21 protein-coding genes are annotated in these 23,818 nt (G+C 68.5%); 11 read left to right on the plus strand and 10 right to left on the minus strand.

All coding sequences use genetic code 11. The annotated features are described in order from the left end of the window. Positions 1-72 precede the first annotated feature (72 nt). On the minus strand, positions 73-1,230 hold the full coding sequence (gene hmpA, locus ACSVDO_RS19475) for an NO-inducible flavohemoprotein (RefSeq protein WP_332534719.1): 1,158 nt from the start codon (positions 1,228-1,230) through the stop codon (positions 73-75). 166 nt (positions 1,231-1,396) lie between these two features. Between hmpA and norR the strand changes: the two genes are divergently transcribed. Next, positions 1,397-2,992 carry a nitric oxide reductase transcriptional regulator NorR gene (gene norR / locus ACSVDO_RS19480; RefSeq protein ID WP_332534718.1) on the plus strand — a complete coding sequence of 532 codons (1,596 nt, stop codon included), beginning with the start codon at positions 1,397-1,399 and terminating at the stop codon, positions 2,990-2,992. 4 nt (positions 2,993-2,996) lie between these two features. Here norR and ACSVDO_RS19485 read toward each other — a convergent pair whose 3' ends face one another. Continuing rightward, positions 2,997-3,407 carry an FKBP-type peptidyl-prolyl cis-trans isomerase gene (locus ACSVDO_RS19485; RefSeq protein ID WP_332549567.1) on the minus strand — a complete coding sequence of 137 codons (411 nt, stop codon included), beginning with the start codon at positions 3,405-3,407 and terminating at the stop codon, positions 2,997-2,999. A 20-nt stretch (positions 3,408-3,427) separates the two neighbouring features. Beyond that, positions 3,428-4,573 (minus strand): aminotransferase class V-fold PLP-dependent enzyme, encoded by a 1,146-nt coding sequence (locus ACSVDO_RS19490; protein WP_332534714.1) that lies wholly within the window; start codon positions 4,571-4,573, stop codon positions 3,428-3,430. A gap of 299 nt (positions 4,574-4,872) precedes the next feature. Between ACSVDO_RS19490 and ACSVDO_RS19495 the strand changes: the two genes are divergently transcribed. Beyond that, a complete protein-coding gene (locus ACSVDO_RS19495; protein ID WP_332549582.1) occupies positions 4,873-6,069 on the plus strand; it encodes a glycosyl hydrolase family 79 C-terminal domain-containing protein in 1,197 nt (398 codons plus the stop codon). Here ACSVDO_RS19495 and ACSVDO_RS19500 read toward each other — a convergent pair whose 3' ends face one another. Beyond that, positions 6,070-9,351 (minus strand): acetyl-CoA carboxylase family protein, encoded by a 3,282-nt coding sequence (locus ACSVDO_RS19500; RefSeq protein ID WP_489594151.1) that lies wholly within the window; start codon positions 9,349-9,351, stop codon positions 6,070-6,072. It lies immediately after the preceding gene. A gap of 13 nt (positions 9,352-9,364) precedes the next feature. After that, the gene (locus ACSVDO_RS19505) at positions 9,365-10,972 is read right to left on the minus strand and encodes an AMP-binding protein (protein WP_489594153.1); all 1,608 of its coding nucleotides are present in this window, start codon (positions 10,970-10,972) and stop codon (positions 9,365-9,367) included. A gap of 132 nt (positions 10,973-11,104) precedes the next feature. Here ACSVDO_RS19505 and ACSVDO_RS19510 point away from each other — a divergent pair, with 132 nt between their 5' ends. The 3 genes from ACSVDO_RS19510 to ACSVDO_RS19520 are packed head-to-tail and all read left to right on the plus strand — an operon-like array spanning position 11,105 to position 14,090. Beyond that, positions 11,105-11,809: a TetR/AcrR family transcriptional regulator gene (locus ACSVDO_RS19510; protein WP_442881437.1), complete on the plus strand. Its 705-nt coding sequence runs from the start codon at positions 11,105-11,107 to the stop codon at positions 11,807-11,809. Beyond that, positions 11,806-12,780, plus strand: a complete 975-nt coding sequence (locus tag ACSVDO_RS19515) for a Bug family tripartite tricarboxylate transporter substrate binding protein (protein WP_489594155.1) — start codon at positions 11,806-11,808, stop codon at positions 12,778-12,780. The genes ACSVDO_RS19510 and ACSVDO_RS19515 overlap by 4 nt, the downstream gene beginning before the upstream one ends. A 56-nt stretch (positions 12,781-12,836) precedes the next feature. Next, on the plus strand, positions 12,837-14,090 hold the full coding sequence (locus tag ACSVDO_RS19520) for a branched-chain amino acid ABC transporter substrate-binding protein (protein ID WP_332534704.1): 1,254 nt from the start codon (positions 12,837-12,839) through the stop codon (positions 14,088-14,090). Positions 14,091-14,141: 51 nt separating this feature from the next. Here the strand turns inward: ACSVDO_RS19520 and ACSVDO_RS19525 are convergent, their stop codons facing one another. Next, the gene (locus tag ACSVDO_RS19525) at positions 14,142-14,855 is read right to left on the minus strand and encodes a YggS family pyridoxal phosphate-dependent enzyme (protein WP_489594157.1); all 714 of its coding nucleotides are present in this window, start codon (positions 14,853-14,855) and stop codon (positions 14,142-14,144) included. Between the two features lie 38 nt (positions 14,856-14,893). On the opposite strand from ACSVDO_RS19525, the gene ACSVDO_RS19530 reads away from it, so the two are divergent. From ACSVDO_RS19530 to ACSVDO_RS19545, 4 genes are all read left to right on the plus strand, one after another. After that, positions 14,894-15,937, plus strand: coding sequence for a type IV pilus twitching motility protein PilT (locus ACSVDO_RS19530; protein WP_332534701.1), 1,044 nt, complete (start codon positions 14,894-14,896; stop codon positions 15,935-15,937). Between the two features lie 72 nt (positions 15,938-16,009). Further along, on the plus strand, positions 16,010-16,636 hold the full coding sequence (locus tag ACSVDO_RS19535) for a Crp/Fnr family transcriptional regulator (RefSeq protein ID WP_442881436.1): 627 nt from the start codon (positions 16,010-16,012) through the stop codon (positions 16,634-16,636). A gap of 47 nt (positions 16,637-16,683) precedes the next feature. Continuing rightward, entirely contained in the window at positions 16,684-17,820 is a 1,137-nt protein-coding gene (locus tag ACSVDO_RS19540) for a PilT/PilU family type 4a pilus ATPase (RefSeq protein ID WP_489594160.1), read from the plus strand. 209 nt (positions 17,821-18,029) lie between these two features. Further along, complete coding sequence (locus ACSVDO_RS19545) at positions 18,030-18,932, plus strand: NAD(P)-dependent oxidoreductase (RefSeq protein WP_489594161.1); 903 nt, start codon at positions 18,030-18,032, stop codon at positions 18,930-18,932. 9 nt (positions 18,933-18,941) lie between these two features. Here ACSVDO_RS19545 and ACSVDO_RS19550 read toward each other — a convergent pair whose 3' ends face one another. Beyond that, positions 18,942-19,967, minus strand: coding sequence for a class I SAM-dependent methyltransferase (locus ACSVDO_RS19550; RefSeq protein ID WP_489594163.1), 1,026 nt, complete (start codon positions 19,965-19,967; stop codon positions 18,942-18,944). 207 nt (positions 19,968-20,174) lie between these two features. Between ACSVDO_RS19550 and ACSVDO_RS19555 the strand changes: the two genes are divergently transcribed. Then, positions 20,175-21,113 carry a helix-turn-helix transcriptional regulator gene (locus tag ACSVDO_RS19555; RefSeq protein WP_489594164.1) on the plus strand — a complete coding sequence of 313 codons (939 nt, stop codon included), beginning with the start codon at positions 20,175-20,177 and terminating at the stop codon, positions 21,111-21,113. A 46-nt stretch (positions 21,114-21,159) separates the two neighbouring features. Here the strand turns inward: ACSVDO_RS19555 and ACSVDO_RS19560 are convergent, their stop codons facing one another. The 3 genes from ACSVDO_RS19560 to ACSVDO_RS19570 are packed head-to-tail and all read right to left on the minus strand — an operon-like array spanning position 21,160 to position 22,881. Next, positions 21,160-21,822: a BON domain-containing protein gene (locus ACSVDO_RS19560; protein WP_332540017.1), complete on the minus strand. Its 663-nt coding sequence runs from the start codon at positions 21,820-21,822 to the stop codon at positions 21,160-21,162. Next, positions 21,819-22,427, minus strand: a complete 609-nt coding sequence (locus ACSVDO_RS19565; protein ID WP_332540015.1) for an SIS domain-containing protein — start codon at positions 22,425-22,427, stop codon at positions 21,819-21,821. Before ACSVDO_RS19565 ends, ACSVDO_RS19560 begins: the two co-directional genes overlap by 4 nt. Positions 22,428-22,476: 49 nt before the next feature. Beyond that, a complete protein-coding gene (locus tag ACSVDO_RS19570) occupies positions 22,477-22,881 on the minus strand; it encodes a YraN family protein (protein ID WP_489594167.1) in 405 nt (134 codons plus the stop codon). Here ACSVDO_RS19570 and rsmI point away from each other — a divergent pair. Next, on the plus strand, positions 22,881-23,807 hold the full coding sequence (gene rsmI, locus ACSVDO_RS19575; RefSeq protein WP_332682070.1) for a 16S rRNA (cytidine(1402)-2'-O)-methyltransferase: 927 nt from the start codon (positions 22,881-22,883) through the stop codon (positions 23,805-23,807). The two genes, ACSVDO_RS19570 and rsmI, sit on opposite strands and share 1 nt — an antisense overlap. The last annotated feature ends 11 nt before the right edge of the window (positions 23,808-23,818 follow it).

Raw genomic sequence — 23,818 nt, forward strand, 5'->3', positions numbered from 1 at the left:
CCGCGCCCTCAAGCCGGGCAAGACGCCGTCATGGCCATGGGCAGCGCGGCAATCTCTTGCCCCGCGTGCGGCCTACGCCAGCGCCTGCGCGGGGCCGAAGAACTCGTAATGCGTCTGCGCGGGCGGCACGCCCAGCGCGCGCAGGCCTTGCAGCACGGCCGCCATGAACGGCTGGGGGCCGCAGAAGTAGGCCTCGACATCGCGCGACGCGGGCAGCCAGCGGCCCAGCTGCTCGGCGTCGATGCGCGCCGGCGCGGCGTTCTCGTAGAGGTAATGGCATTGCAGCTGCGGGTGCTCGAGCGCCAGCGCATCGAGGCGTGCGCGAAAGCCCTGCACTTCGGGCGTGCGCGCGCAGTGGATGAACACCACGGGGCGCGCGCTGCCCAGCGCCGCGGCGAGCATGGGCAGCGTGGGCGTGATGCCTACGCCGCCGCTGACCAGCACCAGCGGCTTGTCGCTTTCGGCCAGCGTGAAATGGCCGGCCGGCGGGAAGATCTCCAGCACATCGCCTTCGCGCACCGCGTCGTGCAGATGGCGCGAGACCACGCCCGCGGCTTCGCGCTTGACGCTGATGCGCAGCTCGCGGCCGTTGGCCAGCGCCGACAGCGAGTAGTTGCGCCGCTGCTCCTTGCCGTCGACCACAATGCGCAGGCCTATGAACTGGCCCGGCAGATGCGCCATCACCGCGCCGCCATCGACAGGCGCGAGATAGAACGACGTGATTTCCGTGCTTTCGATCTGCTTACGCGCGACGCGGAAGGCGCGCGCGCCGCGCCAGCCGCCGGGCGCGCTGGCGTTGCGCTCATAGGCCTGGCTTTCGGCACCGATCAGGATGTCGGCCAGTTGCTGGTAGGCCGCGGCCCAGGCGTCGATCACCGCATCGGTGGCGATCTCGGCGCCCAGCACTTCGCGTATCGACGCCAGCAGGCACTGGCCGACTATGGGGTAGTGCTCGGGCTGCACCTGCAGCGCCACATGCTTGTTGATGATCTGCGCGGGCAGGTTGCCCAGGTTCTCGAGCCGGTCGATGTGCTTGGCATACATCAGCACGCTGAACGCCAGCGCGCGCGGCTGGGCACCGCTTTGCTGGTGCGTGCTGTTGAACAGCGCGCGCACTTCGGGGTGGCCGCCCAGCAGGCGTTGGTAGAAGTGGGTGATCAGCGCCTCGCCGCCGCTTTCAAGCAGCGGAACGGTGGATTGGACGATGGCGCGTTGCTCGGCAGTCAGCATGGAAACTCCTGGAAATGAACGACAAGGGGCAGATGACGCCCCGGCTGACCAGACAGTCGCAATCCGCATGCCAGCGCAATCTCCCTTTAGGATCAATGACTTGGAATTTCATGCGTCAATATGACCCGCGTCAAAACATGTCAATTGGACACAGAACCGAGTCAAAATGACTGCTACCCACAAATTGCTGCGCAGCCTCGTTCCGCTGGTCGCCGACCTGGCCGACGACCTGCCCGAGCGCGAGCGCTATCGCCGCCTGCTCGAGGCGCTGCGGACCCTGCTGCCCTGCGACGCGGTCGCGCTGCTGCGGCTGCAAGGCGAGGTGCTTGCGCCCGTGGCCATCGACGGCCTGAGCAGCGACACGCTGGGCCGGCGCTTTCGCATCGCCGAACACCCGCGGCTGGCGCAGCTGCTGGCCCATGGCCAGGCATTGCGCTTCGCACCCGACAGCCCGCTGCCCGACCCCTACGACGGTCTGGTCGAACACGCGGGCCCGCTCGAAGTGCACGACTGCATGGGCTGCGCCCTGGTCGTCGGCGGCAGCACCTGGGGACTGCTCACGCTGGACGCGCTCGCGCCCGGCCGCTTTGCCGGAACCGGGCATCTCGAAGCCCTGCAGGCGTTCAGCAATCTGGCCGCGGCCACCGTCGCTGCCGCCGAGCGTCTGCGCCAGCTCGCGCAAAGCGTGCAGGACGAACGCTCGCGCGCCGAGAGCTGGCGCCAAGCCGCGCTGCCCGCGCAGGCGCGCCGCCCGCTGCTGGGCCAAAGCCCGGCGCTGCGGCAGCTGCAAAAGGACATAGCGCTGGTCGCGCCCAGCGAACTCAACGTATTGATTACCGGCGAGACCGGCGTCGGCAAGGAGCTCGTGGCCCAGGCCGTGCACGCGCAATCGCAGCGCGCGGGCCGGCCGCTGGTCAGCGTCAATTGCGCGGCCCTGCCCGACACGCTGGCCGAAAGCGAACTGTTCGGCCATGTGCGCGGCGCTTTCACAGGCGCCGTGGGCGAGCGCCAGGGCCAGTTCGAGCGCGCCGATGGCGGCACGCTGTTTCTCGATGAAATCGGCGAGCTGTCGCTGACCGTGCAGGCCAAGCTGCTGCGCGTGCTGCAAAGCGGCCAGCTGCAGCGCCTGGGCTCGGACCGCGAGCACCGCGTCGACGTGCGCGTGATCGCCGCGACCAACCGCCCGCTCGAGGAGGCCGTGCGCTCGGGCCGCATGCGCGCCGACTTCTTTCACCGGCTCAGCGTCTACCCACTGCAGGTGCCGCCGCTGCGCGAGCGCGGCAGCGACATCCTGCTGCTGTGCGGCTATTTCCTGGAGGAGAACCGCTCTCGGCTGGCCGCCGTGGCCTCGGGCGCGGAGCTGGGCACGGTGCGGCTCGATGCGCTCGCGCAATCGGCGCTGCTGTCGCACTCCTGGCCCGGCAATGTGCGCGAACTCGAGCACCTGATCAGCCGCGGCGTGCTCAAGGCCTTGAGCCGCCACGGCCGGCGCCCGCGCGTGCTGACGGTGACGCTGCAGGATCTCTGGCCCCAGGGACGCGAGGCCTTGCCGCCAGCGCCGGTCTACGCGCCCGCTGCGTCGGCGCCGAGCACGGCGCAAGACACCGGCCTGCGCGCCGCGGTCGAAGCTTTCGAGCGCCGCAGCATAGAGCAGAGCCTGGCGCGCCACCAGGGCAACTGGGCGGCCGCGGCGCGCGCGCTGCAGATGGACCGCGCCAACCTGCAGCGACTGGCCAAACGCCTGGGCTGCATGCTGCCCTGACGGCTTATTTACCCTTGACCGAAATCAGTTCGACGTCGAAGTTCAAGGTCGCGTTCGGCGGAATCACGCCGCCCGCGCCGCGGCTGCCGTAGGCGATGGACGCCGGGCAGGTCAGCTTGGCCTTGCCGCCGGCCTTCATCTTCTGCAGCGCTTCGGTCCAGCAGGGAATCACGCCATTGAGCGGGAAGTCTATGGGCTGGCCGCGCGCGATCGAGCTGTCGAACTCCTTGCCGGAGTCGGGAAAGTAGCCGCGGTAGTGCACGCGCACGGTATCGCGCGCCGCAGGGCTCGCGCCCGTGCCTTCGGTCAGGCTTTGATAGACCAGGCCGCTGGCCGTGGTCACGGGCTCGGCGGCCTGGGCGGCCGTGGCGAACAGTGCGGCCGCGATCAGCGCGGCGGGAATCAGTCGTTGCATCAATATTCCTTGGAGACGTATCAGGCGGCAGGAATGCCCAGCTTGTCGAGCGCGGCACTCAGGTGTCCCACCGTGCGGTCCACATGGTGCCACTTCTCGAGGCCGAACAGGCCGATGCGGAAGGTCTTGAAGTCCGGGCCTTCATCGCACATCAGCGGCACGCCCGACGCGGTCTGCAGGCCGACTTCGAGAAACTTCTTGCCGTTCTGGATGAGCGGATCGGTGGTGTAGCTCACGACCACGCCCGGCGCCTCGAAGCCCGGCGCCGCGACGCTGGGAAAGCCGCGCGCCGCCAGCAGTGCGCGCACTTTGGCGCCCAGCGCGATCTGCTCCTGCTTGACGGCCTCGAAGCCATAGGCGCGGGTCTCGAGCATCACGTCGCGCAGGCGCACCAGGGCATCGGTGGGCAGCGTCGCATGGTAGGCATGCTGGCCTTTTTCGTAGCCTTCGGCGATCTGCATCCACTTCTTCAGGTCGCAGGCAAAGCTCGAGCTCTGCGTGTTCTCGATGGCTTCGCGGGCGCGTGCGCTGAGCATCACCATGGCGCAGCAGGGCGAGCTGCTCCAGCCTTTTTGCGGCGCCGAGATCAGCACGTCGACGCCGGTCTTTTGCATGTCGACCCACATCGCGCCCGAAGCCACGCAGTCGAGCACGAACAGCGCGCCCACGGCATGGGCGGCATCGGCGATGGTGCGCAGATAGTCGTCGGGCAGCAGGATGCCGCTGGCCGTTTCTACATGGGGCGCAAACACCACCTTGGGCTTCTCATGCAGGATGGCTTCGGCGACATCGGCGGCCGCGCATGGCGCCCAGGGGTCCTGTGCGCCTTCGCCCTGCTTGCGCGCCTTGCAGACCACGGCGCCGCCACCCAGGCCGAAGCCGCCGGCCTCGAAGATCTGCGTCCAGCGGTAGCTGAACCAGCCGTTGCGCACGATCAGCACCTTCTCGCCGTTGGCGAACTGGCGCGCCACGGCTTCCATGCCAAACGTGCCGCTGCCCGGCACCAGCACCGCGGTCTGGGCCGCATAGACTTCCTTGAGCGTTCCAAGAATGTCCTGCATCACGCCGACGAAACGCTGGGACATATGGTTGAGCGCGCGGTCGGTATAGACGACCGAAAATTCGAGCAGTCCGTCGGGATCGATCTCGGGCAAAAGTCCTGGCATGAAATTTTCCTGAAGTAGTTCGGTGGGCGCTGCGCGTCTCCCTGCAAGCGGTCCGGCCATGCAGGCGCAAAGCGACACGAAGTGGAATCACAGCTTAGCATGGGCCTTTGTGCCCGCCAGGCTCGGTCCAAGCCGATCCGCCTGCAGATGCGGCGCTGTCGTACAACCCGCGTCACAGACCCTGCCCACAATGCCAGGCAGCCCTGCGCAAAACCCGCCTGCGGCTTTGCGCGCTGTGACCATTGCCCCGCGCCGTGCGGCCCCCCCCGGCCCACGGCGACCGGACCAACGGATAGACCATGTCGAACACCCTCTTCCAGACCGCGGCCCCTGCGCCGCTGCCCTCCATCACCCGCCAAGGCCTGGTCTGGACGCTGGCCGCCGCGGCGTTGCTCGGCGGCTGCCAGCAACTGCCCCAGCCGCCCGTCTACACCACACCCGCGCTCACGGCCCAGCCGCCGCGCATCGAAGCCGGCCAGAGCGCGCGCCTGTCGTGGGATGCGCCGCTGGGCAACAGCCTGCGCATGAGCGGCCTCACGGCCACGCCGCCCGGCGCCGTGCTGGTGCGCCCGGCCCGGACCACCACCTATACGCTCAGCGGTCCCGCGCCCAGCGGCGCGCCGATCAGCGCCAGCGTGACCGTCGAAGTGACGCCGGCCGAGCCCCCGCTGGCCCGGTTGCGCGTCGCCGTCCAGCCCGCGGGCGCCCGCATTGCCCCGGGCTTTCTGGGCGTGGTGCTGCCGACCGCAGGCCCGCTGGCCGCGCGCGAGGGCCAACTGCTGCGCAATCTGCAGAACTATGGCGGCGGGCCGCTGTCGATACGTCCGGCCGACGGCCGCATCGCGCCGGCGCGCAAGCTGCTCGCAGGCCTGCCGCCAGGCACGGTGACGCTGGAGACCGCGCGCGCCGCGGCCGACTGCCCCGGCGCTGACCAGCTGGCACGTGTGCCTGCGCCCGCACCCGGCCTGCGCTGCACGCTGGCCCTGGGTACGGACACCGCGCTCGCCACCGTCGACACCTTGCTGCAGTACGCACAGTGGGGCGCTGCCGGCGTGACTCTGCAGGGCGGCATCACCGACGCCGCGGCCACGCCGCAAACAGTGGCAGCGCGCTATTACGGCATGCTGTTCTTCGCGCATTTCGCGGGCGCGCAAGGCCAGTGGCTGCCGGTGCAGCTCGACAACAGCGCGCAGATCAAGGCCTGGGCGGTGCGCGACGCGCGCAGCCAGACGCTGCGCGTCGCGCTGATCAACCACGAGGCCAGCACGTCGGGCACGGTCGCCGTGCAGCTGCCGCCGGGCCTGCGCGAGGCCGTGGTCACGCGCCTGGACAGCGCCGATCCGCTGCGCCTTGCGGGCCAGACCTTCGACGGCAGCCGCGACGGCCGGCCCGTGGGCACGGCCTATGGCGAAATCCTGGAAGCCGACGCCGACGGCCAGCTGCTGCTGGCCATGGGTGCGCACAGCGCGGCGCTGCTGACGCTCACGCCGCAGTAGTCACCAGGTATCGACAAAGGGCCCGCGCGCCGGCGCCACGCGCGCTGCGGCCAGCCCGCGCACCAACCAGGCGCGCGTGTCGGCGGGGTCGATCACGGCATCGATTTCCAGCGTGCTGGCCATGTGCATGGCTTCGCCATGCGCGTATTGCTGGGCCAGCAGCTGCGCGAACAAGGCATCGCGCTCGGCGCCTTCGGCCAGCGCCTCGAGCTCCTTGCGATAGCCCAGCCGCACCGCGCCTTCAAGGCCCATGGCGCCGAACTCGCCCGTGGGCCAGGCGACGTTGAACAGCGGCGCGTGAAAGCTGCCGGCCGTCATGCCCATCGCGCCCAGGCCGTAGCCCTTGCGCAGCACCACGCTGAAGAACGGCACGCGCAGATTCGCCGCGGCAACAAACAGCCGGCTCACATGGCGCACCTGCGCCGTCTGCTCGACTTCGGGGCCGACCATGAAGCCCGGCGTATCGACCAGGCTCACCAGTGCAATGCCATGCGCATTGCACAGCTGCATGAAGCGCGCGGCCTTGTCGGCGGCGTCGGCGTCGATGGCCCCGCCCAGGTGCAGCGGATTGCTGGCCAGCAGGCCCACGGGCCGGCCTTCGATGCGCGCCAGCGCGGTATGGATTCCGACGCCAAAGCCGGTGCGCAGCAGCAGCAGGCTGCCTTCATCGACCAGACCGCGCAGCGCAGCGCGCGTGTCGTAGACGCGCAGCCGGTTCTCGGGCACCACCTGGCGCAGCGCGCGGCTGTCGGGCGCGGCCCACTGCGCGAGCCGGCCCTGGAAGAACGACAGGTAGTGGCGCGCGGCGGCGACGGCTTGGGCTTCATCCTCGACCAGTATGTCGATCACGCCGTTCGCATGCTGCACGCTGCTGGGCCCGATCTGCTCGGGGCGGAACACGCCCAGGCCGCCGCCTTCTATCATTGCCGGCCCGCCCATGCCGATGTTGCTGGCGCGCGTGGCAATGATCACGTCGCTGCAGCCCAGCAGCGCCGCATTGCCGGCAAAGCAGCGCCCGGCCGTGATGCCCACCACCGGCACCTGGCCCGACAGCGCCGCATAGGCCGCAAAGGTGTGCACATGCAGGCCCGCGACCACGGGCATGTCGGTGTCGCCCGGGCGCCCGCCGCCGCCTTCGGCAAACAGCACCACGGGCAGCTTCTGCGCCAGCGCCACGCCCAGCATGCGGTCGGTCTTCGCATGGTTGCGCGCGCCCTGGGTGCCGGCGAGAACCGTCGCGTCATAGGCCATGACCACGGCGCGCGCGCGCTCGGCGCCGAACAGCGCGGCGTTGATGCTGCCCACGCCCGTGACCATGCCGTCGGCCGGCGTGTTGGCGATCAGGTCGTCCAGGCTGCGCCGGCGCGTCTGCGCCGCGATCGCCAGCGCGCCATATTCGAGAAAGCTGTCTTCGTCGCAGAGATCGGCAATGTTCTCGCGCGCCGAGCGCCCGCCCTGCGCGTGGCGCTTGTCCATGGCCAGCGGCCGGGCCGCGTCCAGCGTCAGCGCCTGGCGCTCGCGCAGGCGCTGCAGATCGGCGCGTATGGCATCGGGGTCGGCCATCGCGCCGACCTCGGCCTGCAGCTCGGCGGCGGCCGACAGCGGCTCGAGCACCAGCACGCATTCACCTTCGGCCAGGTAGTCACCGACCTGCAACGGCAGGGCCGTCACGCGGCCCGCATGCGGTGCCTGCAGCACATGCTCCATCTTCATGGCCTCGAGCACCGCCAGCTCGGCGCCTGCGGCCACTTCGTCGCCCACCGCCACGCTGAACTGCACCAGCCGCGAAGGCATGGGCGCGCAGACCGTGCCCAGGGCCGCGGGCGCCAGCGCCGGCGCGGCTGGCAGGTCTGGCGGCTGGGCGGGCCGCGCCGCGGCGCGCGCCGAGGCCTGCGCATCGGCCTGGACCAGCAGCTCGGGCAACACTTCTTCGAGCCAGCGCGTGTGCACGGCCTGGCTCGCCATTTCGGGCCTGGCGGCTAGCGCGGCCAGCAGATCGAGATTGCTGGCCAGGCCTTCGATACGGCATTCGGCCAGCGCGCGCTGCGAGCGCCGCAGCACCTGCTCCCAGCCACCGCCGCGGGTGCTGACGATCAGCTTGGCGAGCAGCGTGTCGTAATGCGGCGAAGGCGCGGTGCCGGCCACGCCATGCGTGTCGACACGCACGCCCGGACCCGCGGGCAGTTCGAAGCGCGCGAGCCGGCCATGGCCGGGCCTGGCCTCGCCCGACGCGGTGAGCGTTTCGGCGTTGATGCGCCATTGCACCGCATGGCCCAGGACCGCCGGCGGCGCCGCGGGATCCAGCCCCAGCTGCGCCAGGCTCTGGCCCGCGGCCAGCAGGATCTGCGTCTGCACCAGGTCCAGGCCCGTGACTTCCTCGGTCACCGTGTGCTCGACCTGCAGCCGCGGATTGGTTTCAATGAACACGAACGGCAGCTCGCTGGACGCCATGTCGACGAGAAACTCAAACGTTCCCAGACCCTCGTAAGCCACTTCGCCGGCCATGCGCAGCGCGGCCTGCATGAGCGCGGCGCGCAAGGCGGGCGTGAGCGAGGGGCTGGGCGCGATCTCGACGAGTTTCTGGAAGCGCCGCTGCAGCGTGCACTCGCGCTCGCCCAGGCTCATCACCTGCCGGCCGTCGCCCAGCAACTGCAGCTCGATGTGGCGCGCGTTGCGCATCAGCCGCTCGGCATAGACGCCGTCAACACCAAACGCGGCCAGCGCTTCGCTGCGGCAGCGCGCATAGGCCGCGGGCAATTCCTCGGCGCTGCGCACGGCGCGCATGCCGCGCCCGCCGCCGCCCCCCAGCGCCTTGATCATCACGCCGGCGCCGCTTTGCGCCGCGAAAAACGCCTGGGCCTGCTCCAGCGTCACCGCGCCCTGGCTGCCGGGCATCAACGGCACGCCGCAGCGCCGGGCCAGCGCGCGCGCCTGGGCCTTGTCGCCGAACAGCGCCAGCTGCGCGGGCGTGGGGCCGATGAAGCGCAGTCCGGCAGCGGCGCAGGCCTGGGCGAAATCGGCGCGCTCGCTCAGAAAGCCATAGCCGGGGTGGACGGCGTCGCAGCCCAGTTCGCGCGCGATCGCCAGCAGCCGCGCGCCGTCGAGGTAGGCCGCAGGCCCCGTGGCCGGCAGCGCCCGGGCCTGGTCGGCGGCGTGCACATGGGGCGCGTCGGTGTCGTCGGCGGCATGCACGGCGACGCTGGCAATGCCCAGGTCGCGCAGCGCACGCACGATGCGCAGCGCAATTTCGCCGCGGTTGGCGATCAGTACTTTGTGGAACATGGCGGGCATCCGTTCAGGCAAGGTCCTTGAGCAGCCGGCGCAGCACCTTGCCCGCGCCCGTGGCCGGCAGCGCGGCGATGATGCGCACTTCACGCGGCGCCTTGTAGGGCGCCATGTTGTCGCGCGCCCATTGCACCAGCTCGGCCGCGTCCAGCGCCTGGCCCGGCTTGGCGACGACGAAGGCGCGCACCACCTCGCCCTTCTCGGCATCGGGCACGCCTATCACGGCCGCCTGGGCAATTGCCGGGTGGCGAATCAGAATCGTCTCGACTTCCTCGGGAAACACGCTGTAGCCCGAGACCTTGATCATTTCCTTGAAGCGGCCCATGAAAGTCAGGTAACCGTCGGCGTCTATGCGGCCCATGTCGCCGGTGTGCACCCAGCCGCCGCGCAATGTCTGCGCCGTGGCTTCGGGCTTGTTCCAGTAACCGAGGAAATTGCCCGGTCCGCGGATGGTGATCTCGCCCACTTCGCCGGCCGGCAAGGCCTCGCCCGTGAGGCTGTCGATGATGCGGATCTCGTTGCCCGGCACGGGCTTGCCATGCGTGCCCCAGCGGATTGCGTCCGCGGGCATGGTGCTGTCGACGGTATGCGTTTCGCTCAGGCCGTAGGCGGCCTCGCAGGCAATGCAGTCGGGCGCGAGCGTGCGCCACTGCGCTGCCAGTGCCTCGGTGAACGTGATGCCGAAACTGGTGACGGCATTGCGCTTGAGCGATGACAGATCCATCTCGCGCACGCCCGGCAGCTGCAGCAGCGCGACGTTCATGGGCGCGATGCTGTACCACCAGCTCACGCGGTAGCGCTCTATCGCCTGGGCCGTGGCCAGCGCGTCGAAGCGAAACAGCAGCACCGTGGGCGCGCCCGTGAGCACCGGCAGGTTCACGCCCATCAGCATGCCCGCGATGTGGTACAGCGGCGCGATCGCCAGCAGCACGGCGCTGCGATCGATGCCATTGGTCAGCGCCGATGCCTGGGTCTTGAACCAGGCGTTGCGGTAGCTGAGCATCGCCCCCTTGGGCAGGCCGGTAGTGCCCGAGGTATAGGTCATCAGCGCGACATCGTCCATGGCGATGTCCACGGGCGCGGCCTGCGCGCCCGAAAGCGCGACCTGCAGAAAGTCCTCGCAGCCTTCGGGCACGGCGCGCGGCGCAGCCTGCAGCTGGGCCAGCTCGGCCGGCAATGCCAGCGTCGCGACCTCAGGCAACAGGTCGGCGTAATGCACGACGAATACATGGGCCAGCGCCGTCGTGGCGCGCACCTTGTCGACCACGGGCAGCAGCCCGGCCGCGCTGACGATCACCCGCGCCTGCAGGTCGCCCAGCTGATATTCGAGCTCATGCTCCTTGTTGAGCGGTCCGCAGGGGCAGACGATGGCGCCGATTTTCTGAATGCCGTAATGCGCCATCACGTACTGCGGGCAGTTGTTCATGAACAGCGCCACGGGCTCGCCCTTGGCCACGCCCAGCGCCTGCAGCCGCGCCGCGAAGGCCTCGCTGCCGGCGTCGATTTCGGCCCAGGTGACGCAGCGGCCGTACCACTGGTAGGCCGTTGCATCGGGGTGGTGGCGCGCGTTGGCGCGCAGGCATTCATGCAGCGGCTGCTGCTCGGCGGAATCGGCCATGGCGTTGTCTCCTTGGTGTCTGGATTCACCGGTTCTCAGTACCGCATCAGGGTTTGCCATAGGACGCGATACCGGCAGGTGTCTTTTCAATATATACCGCTGGGTATGACAAAGCCAATCCAGCTTTCACCCATGCGACACCCCCTCACCGCCCCGCCTCCAGCCGCCGCCCCGGACAACTCCCTGGCGCGCGATCCGCTGCTGCCCGCGGGCGGGCGCCAGCGCCGGCCCACGGCCGAATCCGACGCCAAGCGCGAGCGCATCCTGCAGGCCGCGCAGGCGCTGTTCCATGCCCAGGGCTACGCCAACACCACCATGGCGCAGATCGTCGATGCGCTCGGCGTGACCAAGCCTTTCGTCTACTACTACTTTCGCAACAAGCAGGAAATCTTCGAGGCGCTGTCGTGGCGCCCCACGGTGGCCTGCTTCACGGTGCTCGACTTTCCCGCCAGCGACCTGCGCCCGGCGCACGAGAAAGTCGAGGACGGCCTGCGGCAGTTGATACGCGCGACCATCGCGCACTATCCCGCGGCCTTCTTCCCCTATCGCGAGCCGCAGTGCTACCGGCCCGAGTACCTCGCGCAGTCGCGCCGCATCGCCAACCACTTCTACCGGCAGCTGTGTGCGCTGCTCGAGCAAGGCCGCGCCAGCGGCCATTTCGACTTCCGCGAAACGCGCATCACGGCCCAGGCCGCGTGCAGCCTTCCTGGTTTTCTCTACCATTGGTACCGTCCCGACGGCCGCCTCGACGCCCAAGCCATGGAGCAGGAACTGCTGCTGCTGGCCCTGCGCGTCATCGGTCTGCGCGCTGGCCCACCCTCCAAGGAGAATCCATGAAGAAGCGAATGGCGCTTGCGCTGATGTTCTGTTCCGGTCTGCTGGCCGCCCTGCCCACGGCCCGTGCCGCGGACTTTCCGGCCAAGCCGCTGCGCTGGGTCGTGCCCTACCCTGCAGGTGGCGGATCGGACTTCATGGCGCGCGCCCTCGCCCAGCCGCTGGCCGCAGATCTGCAGCAATCCGTGGCCGTGGAGAACAAACCCGGCAGCAACGGTGCGGTCGCGGTTGCCGACCTGCTGCGCGCTCCCGCCGACGGCCACACGCTGCTCAATGTCGACAGCGGCACGCTGGTATTCAACGCCGCGCTCTACAAGCACCTGAGCTATTCGCCGACGCGCGATCTGACCCTGGTCACGCTGCTGGCGCGCACACCGATGATCCTGCTGGTAGGCCCGGGCAGCCAGGCGCGCAATCTCCCGGCGTTTCTCGCCGAAGCCCGCCGCGGCCCGGGGCGCCTGAGCTACGGCTCGGCCGGCGCCGGCAGCCCGCATCACCTGGCCATGGAACTGCTCAAGAAGCAGGCCAGCCTGCCCATGACGCATGTGCCTTACCGCGGCTCCGCGCCCGCGCTCAGCGATCTGGTGGCCGGGCAGATTCCGGCCGTGATGAGCGACTACGCGCCGGCCAGCGGCTTTCTCAAGTCGGGCAAGCTGCGCGCGCTGGCCGTGGCCGACACCCGGCGCCATCCGCTGCTGCCCGACGTTCCCACCTTCGAGGAGCTGGGACTGGCGGGAATGCAGGCCTCGGCACTGATCGGCGTCGCCGTGCGCGCATCCACGCCCGCCGACACCGTGGCCGCGCTGCAGCAGGCCATTGCCGCCGCACTGCAGCGCCCCGAGATACGCGCCCGCTACACCGATCTGGGCCTGGAGCCCGTGGCCAGCACGCCCCAGGCCTTTGAAGAACTGGTGCGCATGGAAACCGCGCGCTGGCACCCGCTGATCCGCAGCCAGGGCATTGCGCTCGAGTAGCGTGGCCGCCCAGGCATCTGCTTTCACCTTCCAGGAGACCTGCTTCCATGCCTGCCATGTCCACCCGTTCGCTGCGCCCCCTGGCCGCGGCCGCCCTGCTGTGCGCCGCCGGCGCCCAGGCCCAGGAAACGTTCAAGATCGCCTACATCGATCCGCTGTCCGGGCCTTTCGTCAACGTCGGCGAGCTGATGCTCAACCACGTGCAGTTTGCGGTAGAGGAGATCAACGCCCAGGGCGGGCTGCCGGGCAAGGCACAGCTGCAGCTGCTGCAGTTCGACAGCAAGCTGTCGGCGCAGGAAAGCCAGAGCGCGCTGCAGGCGGCCATAGACCAAGGGGCGCGCGCCATCATTACCGGCGGCTCGGGCTCTTCGGTGGTGACGGCCCTGGTGCAGTCGGCCGCGCGCCACAACCAGCGCAATCCGGGCAAGGAAGTGCTGGTGCTCAACCATTCGTCGATAGACCCCGAGCTCACGGGCAAGGCCTGCAATTTCTGGCACTTCATGTTCGATGCCAACACCGCGATGCGCATGAAGGCGATCAGCGACTACATCAAGACCCAGCCCGCCATCAAGAACGTCTACCTGCTCAACCAGGACTACGCGCATGGCAAGCAGTGGGCGGCCTATGGCCGCAGCATGGTGGGCGCGGCCCGCCCCGACATCCAGTTTGTCGGCGAGACGCTGCACCCCATAGGCCGCGTCAAGGATTTCGCGCCCTATGTCGCCAAGATCAAGGCATCCGGCGCCGACACCCTCATCACAGGCAACTGGGGCCAGGACATGGCCTTGCTGCTCAAGTCCGCGGGCGACGCCGGCCTTGACTACCGCTACTTCAACCACAGCGCGGGCGGCGTTCCCGGCACCGTGCTGGCCGTCTCCCAGGCCGGCAAGGGCCAGCTGACCTGGGTCGCCGAATGGCACCCGGGCCAGGCCGATCGGCCTGCCGTCGATGCCCAGGCCAAGGCCTACAAGGCGAAAACCGGCAAGGACTTTCTCGCCCCGCGCATCGACATGACCGTGCGCTTCCTGGCCGCGGCAATGCAGAAGTCGCAGTCGACCGACCCGCTCAAACTCGCGCTGGCCATGGAAGACATGGCCCTGGACACCAGCGTGGGCAAGGTGCGCATGCGCGGCCAGGACCACCAGCTGCTGCTGGCGCAGGTGGTCAACACCATTGCCCCGGTAGACGGCAAGCGCGTGACCCAGGGCTGGGAAGGCACGCAGTGGGGCTTTCGCACCGATGCCGTGATTCCCGCCGAGCAGCTGACGCTGCCCAGCGCCTGCCAGATGCAGCGGCCCACGCGACGTTAAAGACGTCGCCGCGTCCATTCGACGCGCACGCGTCGCCGCGGCAAGCCGATCTCAGCGTTTGCCAAAGATGCCGCGGCCCACGCGCACCAGGGTGCTGCCCGCGTGCACTGCGGCCTCGAGGTCGGCGGTCATGCCCAGCGACAGCGTGTCGAACGCCGCCAGGCCCGGCGCGCCGCTGGCGGCAATGCTGTCGAACAGCTGGCGCACGCGGCGGTGCACCGCGTACTGCGCATCGAAGTCCGCGCCCTCCTCGGGAATCGCCATCAGCCCGCGCAGCTGCAGGTTGGGCAGCAGCGCGATTTCCAGGGCCAGCGCCAGCGCCTCCTCGGGCGGCACGCCCGACTTGGCCGCCCCGCCGTCGGGGTTGACCTGCAGGCAGACCTGCAGCGGCGCCAGGCCTTCGGGCCGCTGGTCGGACAGCCGCTGCGCGATCTTCAGCCGGTCAACGCTCTGCGCCCAGTCGAAATGCTCGGCAACCAGCCGCGTCTTGTTGCTCTGGATCGGTCCAATGCAATGCCAGCGCAGCGGCGCATGGCCCGGCGGCCAGGCCATTTCACGCAGGATGGCGATCTTTTCAACCGCCTCCTGGATGTAGTTCTCGCCGAAATCGCGCTGGCCCGCAAGCGCGGCTTCGTACACCGCGTCGGGGCCGAACGTCTTGGAGACGGCAAGCAGCGCAACGCTGCCCGGCGCGCGTTCGGCGTCCACGCAGGCCTGGTCAAGGCGCGCGTGGATCTGGTGGAGGTTGTTACCAATCATTGTCATAATCACCGACAAGCGTACCAAACGACAAAGGGCCTTTCGTGGACATCACCCAATTGCTGGCGTTCAGCGTCAAGAACAAGGCATCCGACCTGCATCTTTCCGCTGGCCTGCCGCCGATGATCCGGGTGCACGGCGACGTGCGGCGCATCAATGTCGACGCACTGGACCACAAGACCGTGCACGCGATGATCTACGACATCATGAGCGACGCCCAGCGCAAGGTCTACGACGAGATGCTGGAGATCGACTTCTCGTTCGAGATCGAAGGCCTGGCGCGGTTTCGCGTCAACGCATTCAACCAGCAGCGCGGCGCGGCCGCGGTGTTCCGTACCATTCCGAGCAAGATCCTGACGCTCGAGCAGCTCAACGCGCCCAAGATCTTCGCCGAGCTCGCGCTCAAGCCGCGCGGCCTGGTGCTCGTGACCGGCCCCACGGGCTCGGGCAAGTCGACCACGCTGGCGGCCATGGTCAACTACCTCAACGAGACCGAATACGGCCATATCCTGACCGTCGAGGACCCGATCGAATTCGTCCACGACTCGAAGAAATGCCTGATCAACCAGCGTGAAGTCGGGCCGATGACGCATTCGTTCTCTGCCGCGCTGCGCTCGGCGCTGCGCGAGGATCCGGACGCCATCCTGGTCGGCGAAATGCGCGACCTCGAAACCATTCGCCTGGCGATGACGGCCGCGGAGACCGGCCACCTGGTGTTCGGCACGCTGCACACCTCGAGCGCCGCCAAGACCATTGACCGTATCATCGACGTCTTCCCCGCCGAGGAAAAGGAAATGGTGCGCGCCATGCTCTCGGAATCGCTGCAGGCCGTCATCTCGCAGACGCTGTGCAAGACCAAGGACGGCCAGGGCCGCGTTGCCGCGCATGAAATCATGCTCGGCACCAGCGCCATACGCAACCTGATACGCGAGGCCAAGGTCGCGCAGATGTACTCGACGATACAGACCAGCCAGAACGTGGGCATGCAGACGCTGGACCAGAACCTCACCGACCTGGTGCGCCGCAACATCATCACTGCGGCGGAAGCGCGCGGCAAAGCCAAGATTCCGGACAACTTCCCCGGGTGAGCACGCTGCCATGACTCTGCTCCTGCGCCCGTACCGCGCCAGCCGCCCCCGCGGCGGCGCCCGGAGCCTGCGGTGATACGCATCCTGCAGCGGCTGCGCCAGGCGCCGGAGCCCGAGATCTCGCGCCAGGACGCGGAGTCGGCATTCTTCACCACCGTCTGGCACCAGGGCAACCAGGAGCCGCTGGTTCCCTGGGAAGCCCGCGCGGTCGAGCTGGGCGCGCGGCCGCTGCCAGCGCGCCCCGCGCTGCGCCAGCTGCAGGCGCTGTGGGCGCATGACCGCCATCTGTCGACGCTGGGCGCCGATGCGTTGGCGCGCATGGAACGCTATCTGCACTTCGCCGCCGTCAAGGCCCAGCGCGACGTGATCCTGCAGGACGAATACGGCAACTTCATGGTGGTGGTGCTCAGCGGCGAGCTGGTCGTCAACCGCCGCCAGCCCTGGGGCGAAACGCTGCGCCTGGCACAGACCGGGCCCGGCGATCTGCTGGGCGAAATGTCGCTGCTCGACAGCGGACAGCGCTTTTCCAGCTGCACCACGCTGGTCGACAGCGAACTCGCGGTGCTCAGCGCCGAAGCCCTGGACGACATGCTGGCGCACGACCCCGCGCTCGCCGCCCAGTTGATCGCAATCCTGGCACGCAAGCTTTCGGTGCGCCTGCGCGCCGTCAGCAGCCGCCTGGGCCAGCAGACGCCCTAGCCACACACTACCTGGCGCAGGACCTGCCCCAGTCACCGGAGAATTCCATGGAACGAGACCAGGCGAGTAAATTCATCAATGATCTGCTGCAACTCATGGTCAACCGCAACGGCAGCGACCTGTTCATCACCGCCGAGTTTCCACCCGCGATCAAGGTCGACGGCAAGATCACCAAGGTCTCGCCCCAGCCGCTGACGCCGCTGCACACGCTCACGCTCGCGCGCTCCATCATGAGCGACAAGCAGATTGCCGACTTCGAGCGCACCAAGGAAAGCAACTTCGCGATCTCGCCCGCGGGCATAGGCCGCTTTCGCGTCAACACTTTCGTGCAGCAGGGCCGCATCGGCATGGTCATGCGGACCATTCCGATGACCGTGCCGACCATAGACAAGCTGGGCGTGCCGCAGGTGCTCAAGGACATCGCGATGTGCAAGCGCGGCCTGTGCATACTCGTCGGCGCCACGGGCTCGGGCAAGTCGACGACGCTGGCGGCCATGGTCGACTGGCGCAACGAAAACTCGTACGGCCACATCATCACCGTCGAGGACCCGATCGAATTCGTGCACCCGCACAAGAACTGCGTCGTCACCCAGCGCGAAGTGGGCCTGGACACCGAAAGCTGGGAAGCCGCGCTGAAGAACACGCTGCGCCAGGCACCCGACGTGATACTGATGGGGGAAATCCGCGACCGCGAGACCATGGAGCATGCGATCGCGTTCTCCGAAACCGGCCACCTGTGCCTGGCCACGCTGCACGCCAACAGCGCCAACCAGGCGCTGGACCGCATCGTCAACTTCTTCCCCGAGGAGCGCCGCCAGCAGCTGCTGATGGACCTGTCGCTCAACCTGCGCGCCATGGTGTCGCAGCGCCTGATCGCCAAGCAGGACAGCAAGGGCCGGGTCGCGGCCATGGAAGTCATGCTCAACACGCCGCTGATTTCCGATCTGATCTTCAAGGGCGAAGTCGCCGAGATCAAGGAAATCATGAAGAAAGGGCGCGACCTGGGCATGCAGACCTTCGACCAGGCACTGTACGATCTGTTCGAAGCCCAGCAGATCACCTATGAAGATGCGCTGCGCAATGCCGACTCGGTCAATGACCTGCGGCTGAACATCAAGCTCAACAGCCAGCGCGCGCGCAATCTTGACCTGTCCTCGGGCACCGAGCATTTCGCGATTGTATAAATCACCCCCTGAGCGGCTAACGCGGCAGGGGCCGTCCCCCGCTTCCCCCTCTCAACCTTCGGTGGAGGGGGACGGCAGCCTCGGTGCGGGGCGGCCCTTCCTCGCTGCCCCCTGCTGGTCCACGCCAGTTTCAGAGGCTGCAAACAGTGCAAGCACCATGAAACAGTTCGCCCACGTTCGGGCTTTTCTTCTCTGAAAATTGAAAAATTATGTCTAATCTTTGCAGCAACACCGCCGCCCTTTCCGTCGCCTTCCTGGGCCTGGGTGTGATGGGCTACCCCATGGCCGGCCACCTCGCTCGTGCCGGCCACAGTGTCACGGTCTACAACCGCAGCCCGGCAAAGGCCGCGCAGTGGTGCGCCGAGTTCGCCGACACCGCGGGCCCGCGCCAGGCCGCGACGCCGCGCGAAGCCGCGCAAGGCGCCGACATCGTGTTCTGCTGCGTGGGCAATGACGACGACCTGCGCTCGGTGGTGCTGGGCGCGCAGGGCGCACTCGCGGGCATGCAGCCTGGCGCAATCTTTGTCGACCACACGACAGCCTCGGCCGAAGTCGCGCGCGAACTCAACGCCGCGGCCCAGGCGCTGGGCCTGCAGTTCATCGACGCGCCGGTCTCGGGCGGCCAGGCCGGCGCCCAGAACGGCCAGCTCACGGTGATGTGCGGCGGCGACGCCGCGGCCTTCGCCACCGTGCAGCCCGTGGCCATGGCGTTCTCGCGCGCCTGCACGCTGCTGGGCGAAAGCGGCTCGGGCCAACTCGCGAAGATGGTCAACCAGATCTGCCTCGCCGGCCTGATCCAGGGCCTGTCCGAAGCGATTGCATTCGGCGGCAAGGCCGGCCTGGACATGAACCAGGTGCTTGAAGTCATAGGCAAGGGCGCGGCGCAAAGCTGGCAGATGGACCAGCGCGGCAAGACCATGGTCGCCGACAAGTTCGACTTCGGCTTCGCGGTCGACTGGATGCGCAAGGACCTGGGTCTGGTGCTCGACGAAGCGCGGCGCAACGGCGCGCGCGTTCCGGTCACGGCGCTGGTCGACCAGTTCTACGCCGATGTGCAGCAGATGGGCGGCAACCGCTGGGACACCTCCAGTCTCATCAAACGCTTGAAATAAGCGCCGCGTTCAAGGCCGCCTTCCCGCATGCACCCAGACGGGCGCCATGGGGAAATCGATGCGACCCAGCGACTGGATGTCGACCAGGCCGGCTTGGGCCATCATCCGGCCTATGCCGCCAGGGCGCGGCAGATGGTTGCCGCGCACCGCCAGCGTGCCGTAGAACGGCAGCACCCTGGCCGCCAGCTCCGGGTCATCGACCTGCTCGGCATGGGCCAGCAGCAGCAGACCACCCGGACTGAGCGCGGCGCAGGCCTGGTGCACCAGTGCCTGCGGATCGCGCATGAAATGCAGCACCGCCGAGCACCAGATGAGGTCGTAGCCGCTGCCTATCGAATCGGTCTCCAGGTCGCAGCCCAGGGCCTGCAAGCGGCCGGACAGCCCCGCCGCGAGAATGTTCTCCTGCGCCACCTCGGCAGTCTCAGGCTGGTCGCAAAGCACGCCCTGCCAGCGCGGCAGGCGCTGCGCCAGCGCAATGCCTACATGGCCTGGCCCGCCGCCCAGATCGAGCAGGCGCCCCGTCGCTGGCAGTGCCAATGTGTCGATCAGGCCCAGCACCGCGGGCACGGTCACGACGCGCTGCTCCTGCCCTATCTGCACGCGCGCCGCCTGAGCCCAGCTGCCCTGCGGCGCGGCCGCGCCCCGTGGATCGAAGCCCTGATGCAGCAGCGTCTCCCACTGGTTCGCAAAGCGCTCCATGAATTGCGCGCGGTAGAGCCAGGCCTGGGCGCAGTTCTGCGCCGAGGCCGAGGTGAAATGCCGCAGCGCCAGCGGCGAAGCCGTGTAGCGCGGCGTGGCGGGCGCGTCCAGCGCGCAGTGGCGCGACAGCAGCTCCATGCTCCACAGCAGGTCCAGCCAGACGCTGGTCGCCACCGGATCGAGTTCCAGCTGCGCGGCCAGCGCCGCAGCGCTGGCCGGCTGGCGCAGCCGCTCGAACAGGCCCAGCGTCAGGGCCTGCTCCAGGGCCCGGGTCTGTATTGGTGCCGCGGCCAGGGTCCAGAACGGCTGCAGATCATGCGCGGCATGGAAATTCATTGTCCACCTCCCGGTGCAGAGGGCTTCAGGCCGGCGCAACACAGCGCCTCGGGTTCGTATTTCATGCAATGGCTCCAGGAAGACAGGCGCTTGTTCGCCCTGGATTCACTGTAGATTCAGACGCGAATGGCTATCATTCATTGCTTAGGCGATCCGGATTCTTTGTTTGGCATTCCGGAGCACGCCCAGCAACCAGGAGAAGCGCCCATGACTTACCGCATCGATGCGGCAGACATCGCAGCCCCGGCGCGCCGGGGACAGGGCACCTGGTGGCGCTCGCAGCTGCCCCAGACCCTGGGGCCCTGCACCAACGACATCTGCCGGCTCGACGACGGCCTGGCACTCGCCTACGCCGACTACCTGCCGCAGCAAGACCTGCTCGAGGCCAGCACCATAGACCGCGGCTGCCGCGCCCTGACCATCACGGTGGCGCTCGAAGGCGCGTCGAGCACCGTAGCCAGCGACGGCCAGTGCTTCGAGTTCATCGCTGGCCACAGCACGGTCGCGGCGTTTGCCAGCGCGCGCGCCGTGCGCCGCTTTCCAGCCCGGCGCCGCACGCGCCAGCTGCGGCTGATTGCCGATGAATCGCTGCTGCAGCGCTACCGGCTGGAGCCGCTGCTCGATGGCGTTGCGCACGACGACCGCGCCCGCCACCTGTTCTTCGGCCAGCAGGACGCCGCGACCCGGCAGCTGGCCCAGGCGCTGGTGCATCTGCACGGCCGCGACGCCAGCGTGCTCGACCTGCAGATCGCCGCGCTGAGCCTGCTGGCGGCGCAGGCCCGAACGCTGCAGCCGCTCCCGCAGATCACCCCGGGCCGGCTGCGCGCGGACGATCAGCAGCGCTTGCTGCAGGCGCGCGATATCCTGCTGCAGCAATACGACCAGGCGCTGACCATCGCCTACCTGTGCACCGCGACCGGCATCAATGAATTCAAGCTCAAGCAGGGCTTTCGCGAACTGTTCGGCACCAGCCCCCACCGCATGCTCACCGACATCCGCATGAAGAAGGCCTGGCAGCTACTCGAATCCGGCCTGCGCGTGTCCACGGTTGCCGACCGCGTCGGCTACCGCCACCTGTCGAGCTTCAGCGCGGCGTTCGAGCGCCACTATGGCCGCACGCCCAAGTCGGTGTCCCGCGCCTGCTGAAACAAAAACAGCCGGCATGGCCGGCTGTTTCATGGAGTGCGCAGTATCAGGGCGCGACCGTGGGCGAACTGTCGGTCGTGACCGGTGCCTGCTTGGGCTGGTAGCGCGCCAGATCCTCTTCCGAGACCACTTCGAACACGCGCACCACCTTGGTCACGTCATTGACGCCGCGCGCGATTTCGGCCGCGCGCTTGGCTTCGCGCGGCGTGACTATGCCCATCAGATAGACCACCTTGTTCTCGGTCGTCACCTTGATCGCCGAGGCCTGGATATCCTTGGCATCGAGCAGGCTCGCGCGCACCTTGCCGGTGATGAAGGTGTCGGCCGAACGCTGGCTCAGCGTCGCGGTGAACGGCGCGACCACGACCTCGTTGACCACGCCGCGCACGTTGTCGACCGATTCGACCAGGCGTGTCATCGCCTGCTTGTCGGTCTCGTTGCCCACTTCGCCGGTCAGCAGCACCTGGCGGTTGTAGCTGGTCACATTGATGCGCGCCTTGTCGCCCAGCGTGTCGCGGATACGATTCGCGGCCTTGACCTCTATGCTTTCGTCTTCGACCTGGGTGCCGGCCGTGCGCCGGTCCACGGCCACCAGCGTGCCCGCGACCATGCCGCCACCGACCACCAGCGGAACGCAAGCCGACAATGCGCCACCGAGCAGCACCACGGCCAGCGAGGAACAAACGGCACGACGGATCTTGAACTTCATAAAGGCATCTCCTGTTCACCTAACAACTGGGCATCCACGCCGTCGCACAGGCAGTGCAGCACCAGGGCATGCACTTCGCGCACGCGCGCCGCGCGGTCATGCGGCACGCAGATCAGCACATCGGTCTCGCGCATGCGCGCCGCCAAGGTGCCGCCGGTACGGCCGCTGAGCACCACCGCCATCATGTCGCGCTCGTGCGCGGCCTCGACGGCTTCGAGTGCGCAGGGGTCGTTGCCGGTCACCGACAGCACCAGCAGCAGATCGCCCGCCTGGCCCAGCGCACGCACCTGGCGGGCCAGATAGTGCTGGGCATTGCCGCCGCCGCCCGACACCGGCAGGCTGCCAAGCAGCCCTCCTTGCGCGCTCAGCGCGAGTGCCGCGAGTTCGGGACGGTCGCGCTCGAACCCCGTCACGCACAGCGATGCGAACATCTGCGCGTCAGTGACGGAAGGGCCCGAGCCGCAGGCCAGGACCTTGCCGCCACTGGTGACGCAGGCCAGCATGGCCTGCACGGCGGAAGCGATGGGAAGACTCAACGCCTGCGCCGCCTGATACTTCAGATCGGCGCTGTCGATGAAATGCTGTTGGATACGTTGCTCTAGCATGGAGGCCCGATGATACCTGCGAGGCTGCAAACCTTTCGCCATCCCACGGTTACCGCTCGTTTCCGTCAAAGGCTGCGCGCAGCCATTGCAGGCCGTCGGCCTCGAGCAGCACCACATCGAAGCGGCAAGGCGGCGGCGACGACCAGCGTTGCAGATAATGCCGGGCCGCGCACACAATACGGGCCTGCTTGGTCCTGCCTATGCTGGCGCCGGCGCCGCCGTAGTCCGCGTGGCGACGCCGGCGTACCTCGACAAACACCAGCGTGCCTGCGGCATCGCGCATGATGAGGTCAATCTCGCCACCGCCACGCCCGGGCGTCCGATAATTGCGCTCCACCAGCCGCAGACCCGCGGCCTGCAGACAGCGCAGTGCCTGGTCTTCCGCGGCCTGGCCCAGTTGCCGCGTGGTTGACGGCGCCGCGCCCGCTGCGCCCGGATTTTTAAGGAAACCCATTGAGTGCCTCTTTCGCCTCTGCGCTGAGCGCTGCCCACGACGCAGCCTCGGCGCAACACTATCCGCAAGGCGCCCTGTATGTGGTCGCCACCCCGATCGGCAATCTGGCCGACATCAGCCTGCGCGCGCTGCATGTGCTGCAGATCGTCGACACCGTTGCCTGCGAGGACACGCGCCATACCCAGGGCCTGCTGCGCTCCTACGGCCTGGAGCGCCCCGGCAGCCAGCTGCTGGCCCTGCACCAGCATAACGAAGCCGAAGCCGCGCAACAGGTGATCGCACGCCTGCAGCAGGGTCAGCGCATCGCTTACGTGAGCGACGCGGGCACGCCCGGCGTCAGCGATCCCGGCGCGCGCCTGGCCGCAGCCGTCCAGGCCGCGGGCCTGCGCACCATTCCCCTGCCCGGCGCGAGCAGCATCACGGCCGCGCTGAGCGTCGCCGGCGCGGTCGCGCCGTCGCAGGCCAGCAGCGGTTTTCTGTTTGCGGGCTTTCTTGCCAGCAAGCAGGCCGAGCGTGCAACGCAGGTGCAGCAACTGGGCCTCGAAGCGCGCTGCTGCGTGCTGCTCGAAGCGCCGCACCGCATAGGCGAGCTGGCCCAGGCGCTGGCCGTGCTGGGTGCACGCAACGTCACGCTGGCGCGCGAAATCACCAAGCAGTTCGAGGAAATCGTGACCCAGCCCGCGGACCAGCTGCCCGCCTGGCTCGAAGGCTCGCCGCAGCGCTCGCGCGGTGAATTCGTGGTCGTGCTGCATCCCGTCGCGCTGCAGGAAGACAGCGGCGAAGGCCTGCGCGTGCTGCGCCTGCTGCTGGCCGAACTGCCGACCAAGGTCGCGGTACGGCTGGCCGCCGACATCACGGGCGCGGCGCGCAACGCCCTCTATGACGCGGCGCTGCAGATCAAGCGCGCAGACGCCGACGAAGACTGAACGGCAGCGCG

This window comes from Comamonas sp. DB36 (genome assembly GCF_057914905.1).

Bases quoted from the DNA above. Each gene is read 5' to 3' on its own strand.
- ACSVDO_RS19570 (WP_489594167.1), bottom strand. From the start codon at position 22,881: ATGGGTTTCCTTAAAAATCCGGGCGCAGCGGGCGCGGCGCCGTCAACC.
- ACSVDO_RS19495 (WP_332549582.1), top strand. From the start codon at position 4,873: ATGTCGAACACCCTCTTCCAGACCGCGGCCCCTGCGCCGCTGCCCTCC.
- ACSVDO_RS19490 (WP_332534714.1), bottom strand. From the start codon at position 4,573: ATGCCAGGACTTTTGCCCGAGATCGATCCCGACGGACTGCTCGAATTT.
- ACSVDO_RS19545 (WP_489594161.1), top strand. From the start codon at position 18,030: ATGTCTAATCTTTGCAGCAACACCGCCGCCCTTTCCGTCGCCTTCCTG.
- hmpA (WP_332534719.1), bottom strand. From the start codon at position 1,230: ATGCTGACTGCCGAGCAACGCGCCATCGTCCAATCCACCGTTCCGCTG.
- ACSVDO_RS19505 (WP_489594153.1), bottom strand. From the start codon at position 10,972: ATGGCCGATTCCGCCGAGCAGCAGCCGCTGCATGAATGCCTGCGCGCC.
- ACSVDO_RS19565 (WP_332540015.1), bottom strand. From the start codon at position 22,427: ATGCTAGAGCAACGTATCCAACAGCATTTCATCGACAGCGCCGATCTG.
- ACSVDO_RS19560 (WP_332540017.1), bottom strand. From the start codon at position 21,822: ATGAAGTTCAAGATCCGTCGTGCCGTTTGTTCCTCGCTGGCCGTGGTG.
- ACSVDO_RS19485 (WP_332549567.1), bottom strand. From the start codon at position 3,407: ATGCAACGACTGATTCCCGCCGCGCTGATCGCGGCCGCACTGTTCGCC.
- ACSVDO_RS19555 (WP_489594164.1), top strand. From the start codon at position 20,175: ATGACTTACCGCATCGATGCGGCAGACATCGCAGCCCCGGCGCGCCGG.
- ACSVDO_RS19520 (WP_332534704.1), top strand. From the start codon at position 12,837: ATGTCCACCCGTTCGCTGCGCCCCCTGGCCGCGGCCGCCCTGCTGTGC.
- ACSVDO_RS19515 (WP_489594155.1), top strand. From the start codon at position 11,806: ATGAAGAAGCGAATGGCGCTTGCGCTGATGTTCTGTTCCGGTCTGCTG.
- ACSVDO_RS19525 (WP_489594157.1), bottom strand. From the start codon at position 14,855: ATGACAATGATTGGTAACAACCTCCACCAGATCCACGCGCGCCTTGAC.
- norR (WP_332534718.1), top strand. From the start codon at position 1,397: ATGACTGCTACCCACAAATTGCTGCGCAGCCTCGTTCCGCTGGTCGCC.
- ACSVDO_RS19500 (WP_489594151.1), bottom strand. From the start codon at position 9,351: ATGTTCCACAAAGTACTGATCGCCAACCGCGGCGAAATTGCGCTGCGC.
- ACSVDO_RS19540 (WP_489594160.1), top strand. From the start codon at position 16,684: ATGGAACGAGACCAGGCGAGTAAATTCATCAATGATCTGCTGCAACTC.
- ACSVDO_RS19550 (WP_489594163.1), bottom strand. From the start codon at position 19,967: ATGAATTTCCATGCCGCGCATGATCTGCAGCCGTTCTGGACCCTGGCC.
- ACSVDO_RS19510 (WP_442881437.1), top strand. From the start codon at position 11,105: ATGCGACACCCCCTCACCGCCCCGCCTCCAGCCGCCGCCCCGGACAAC.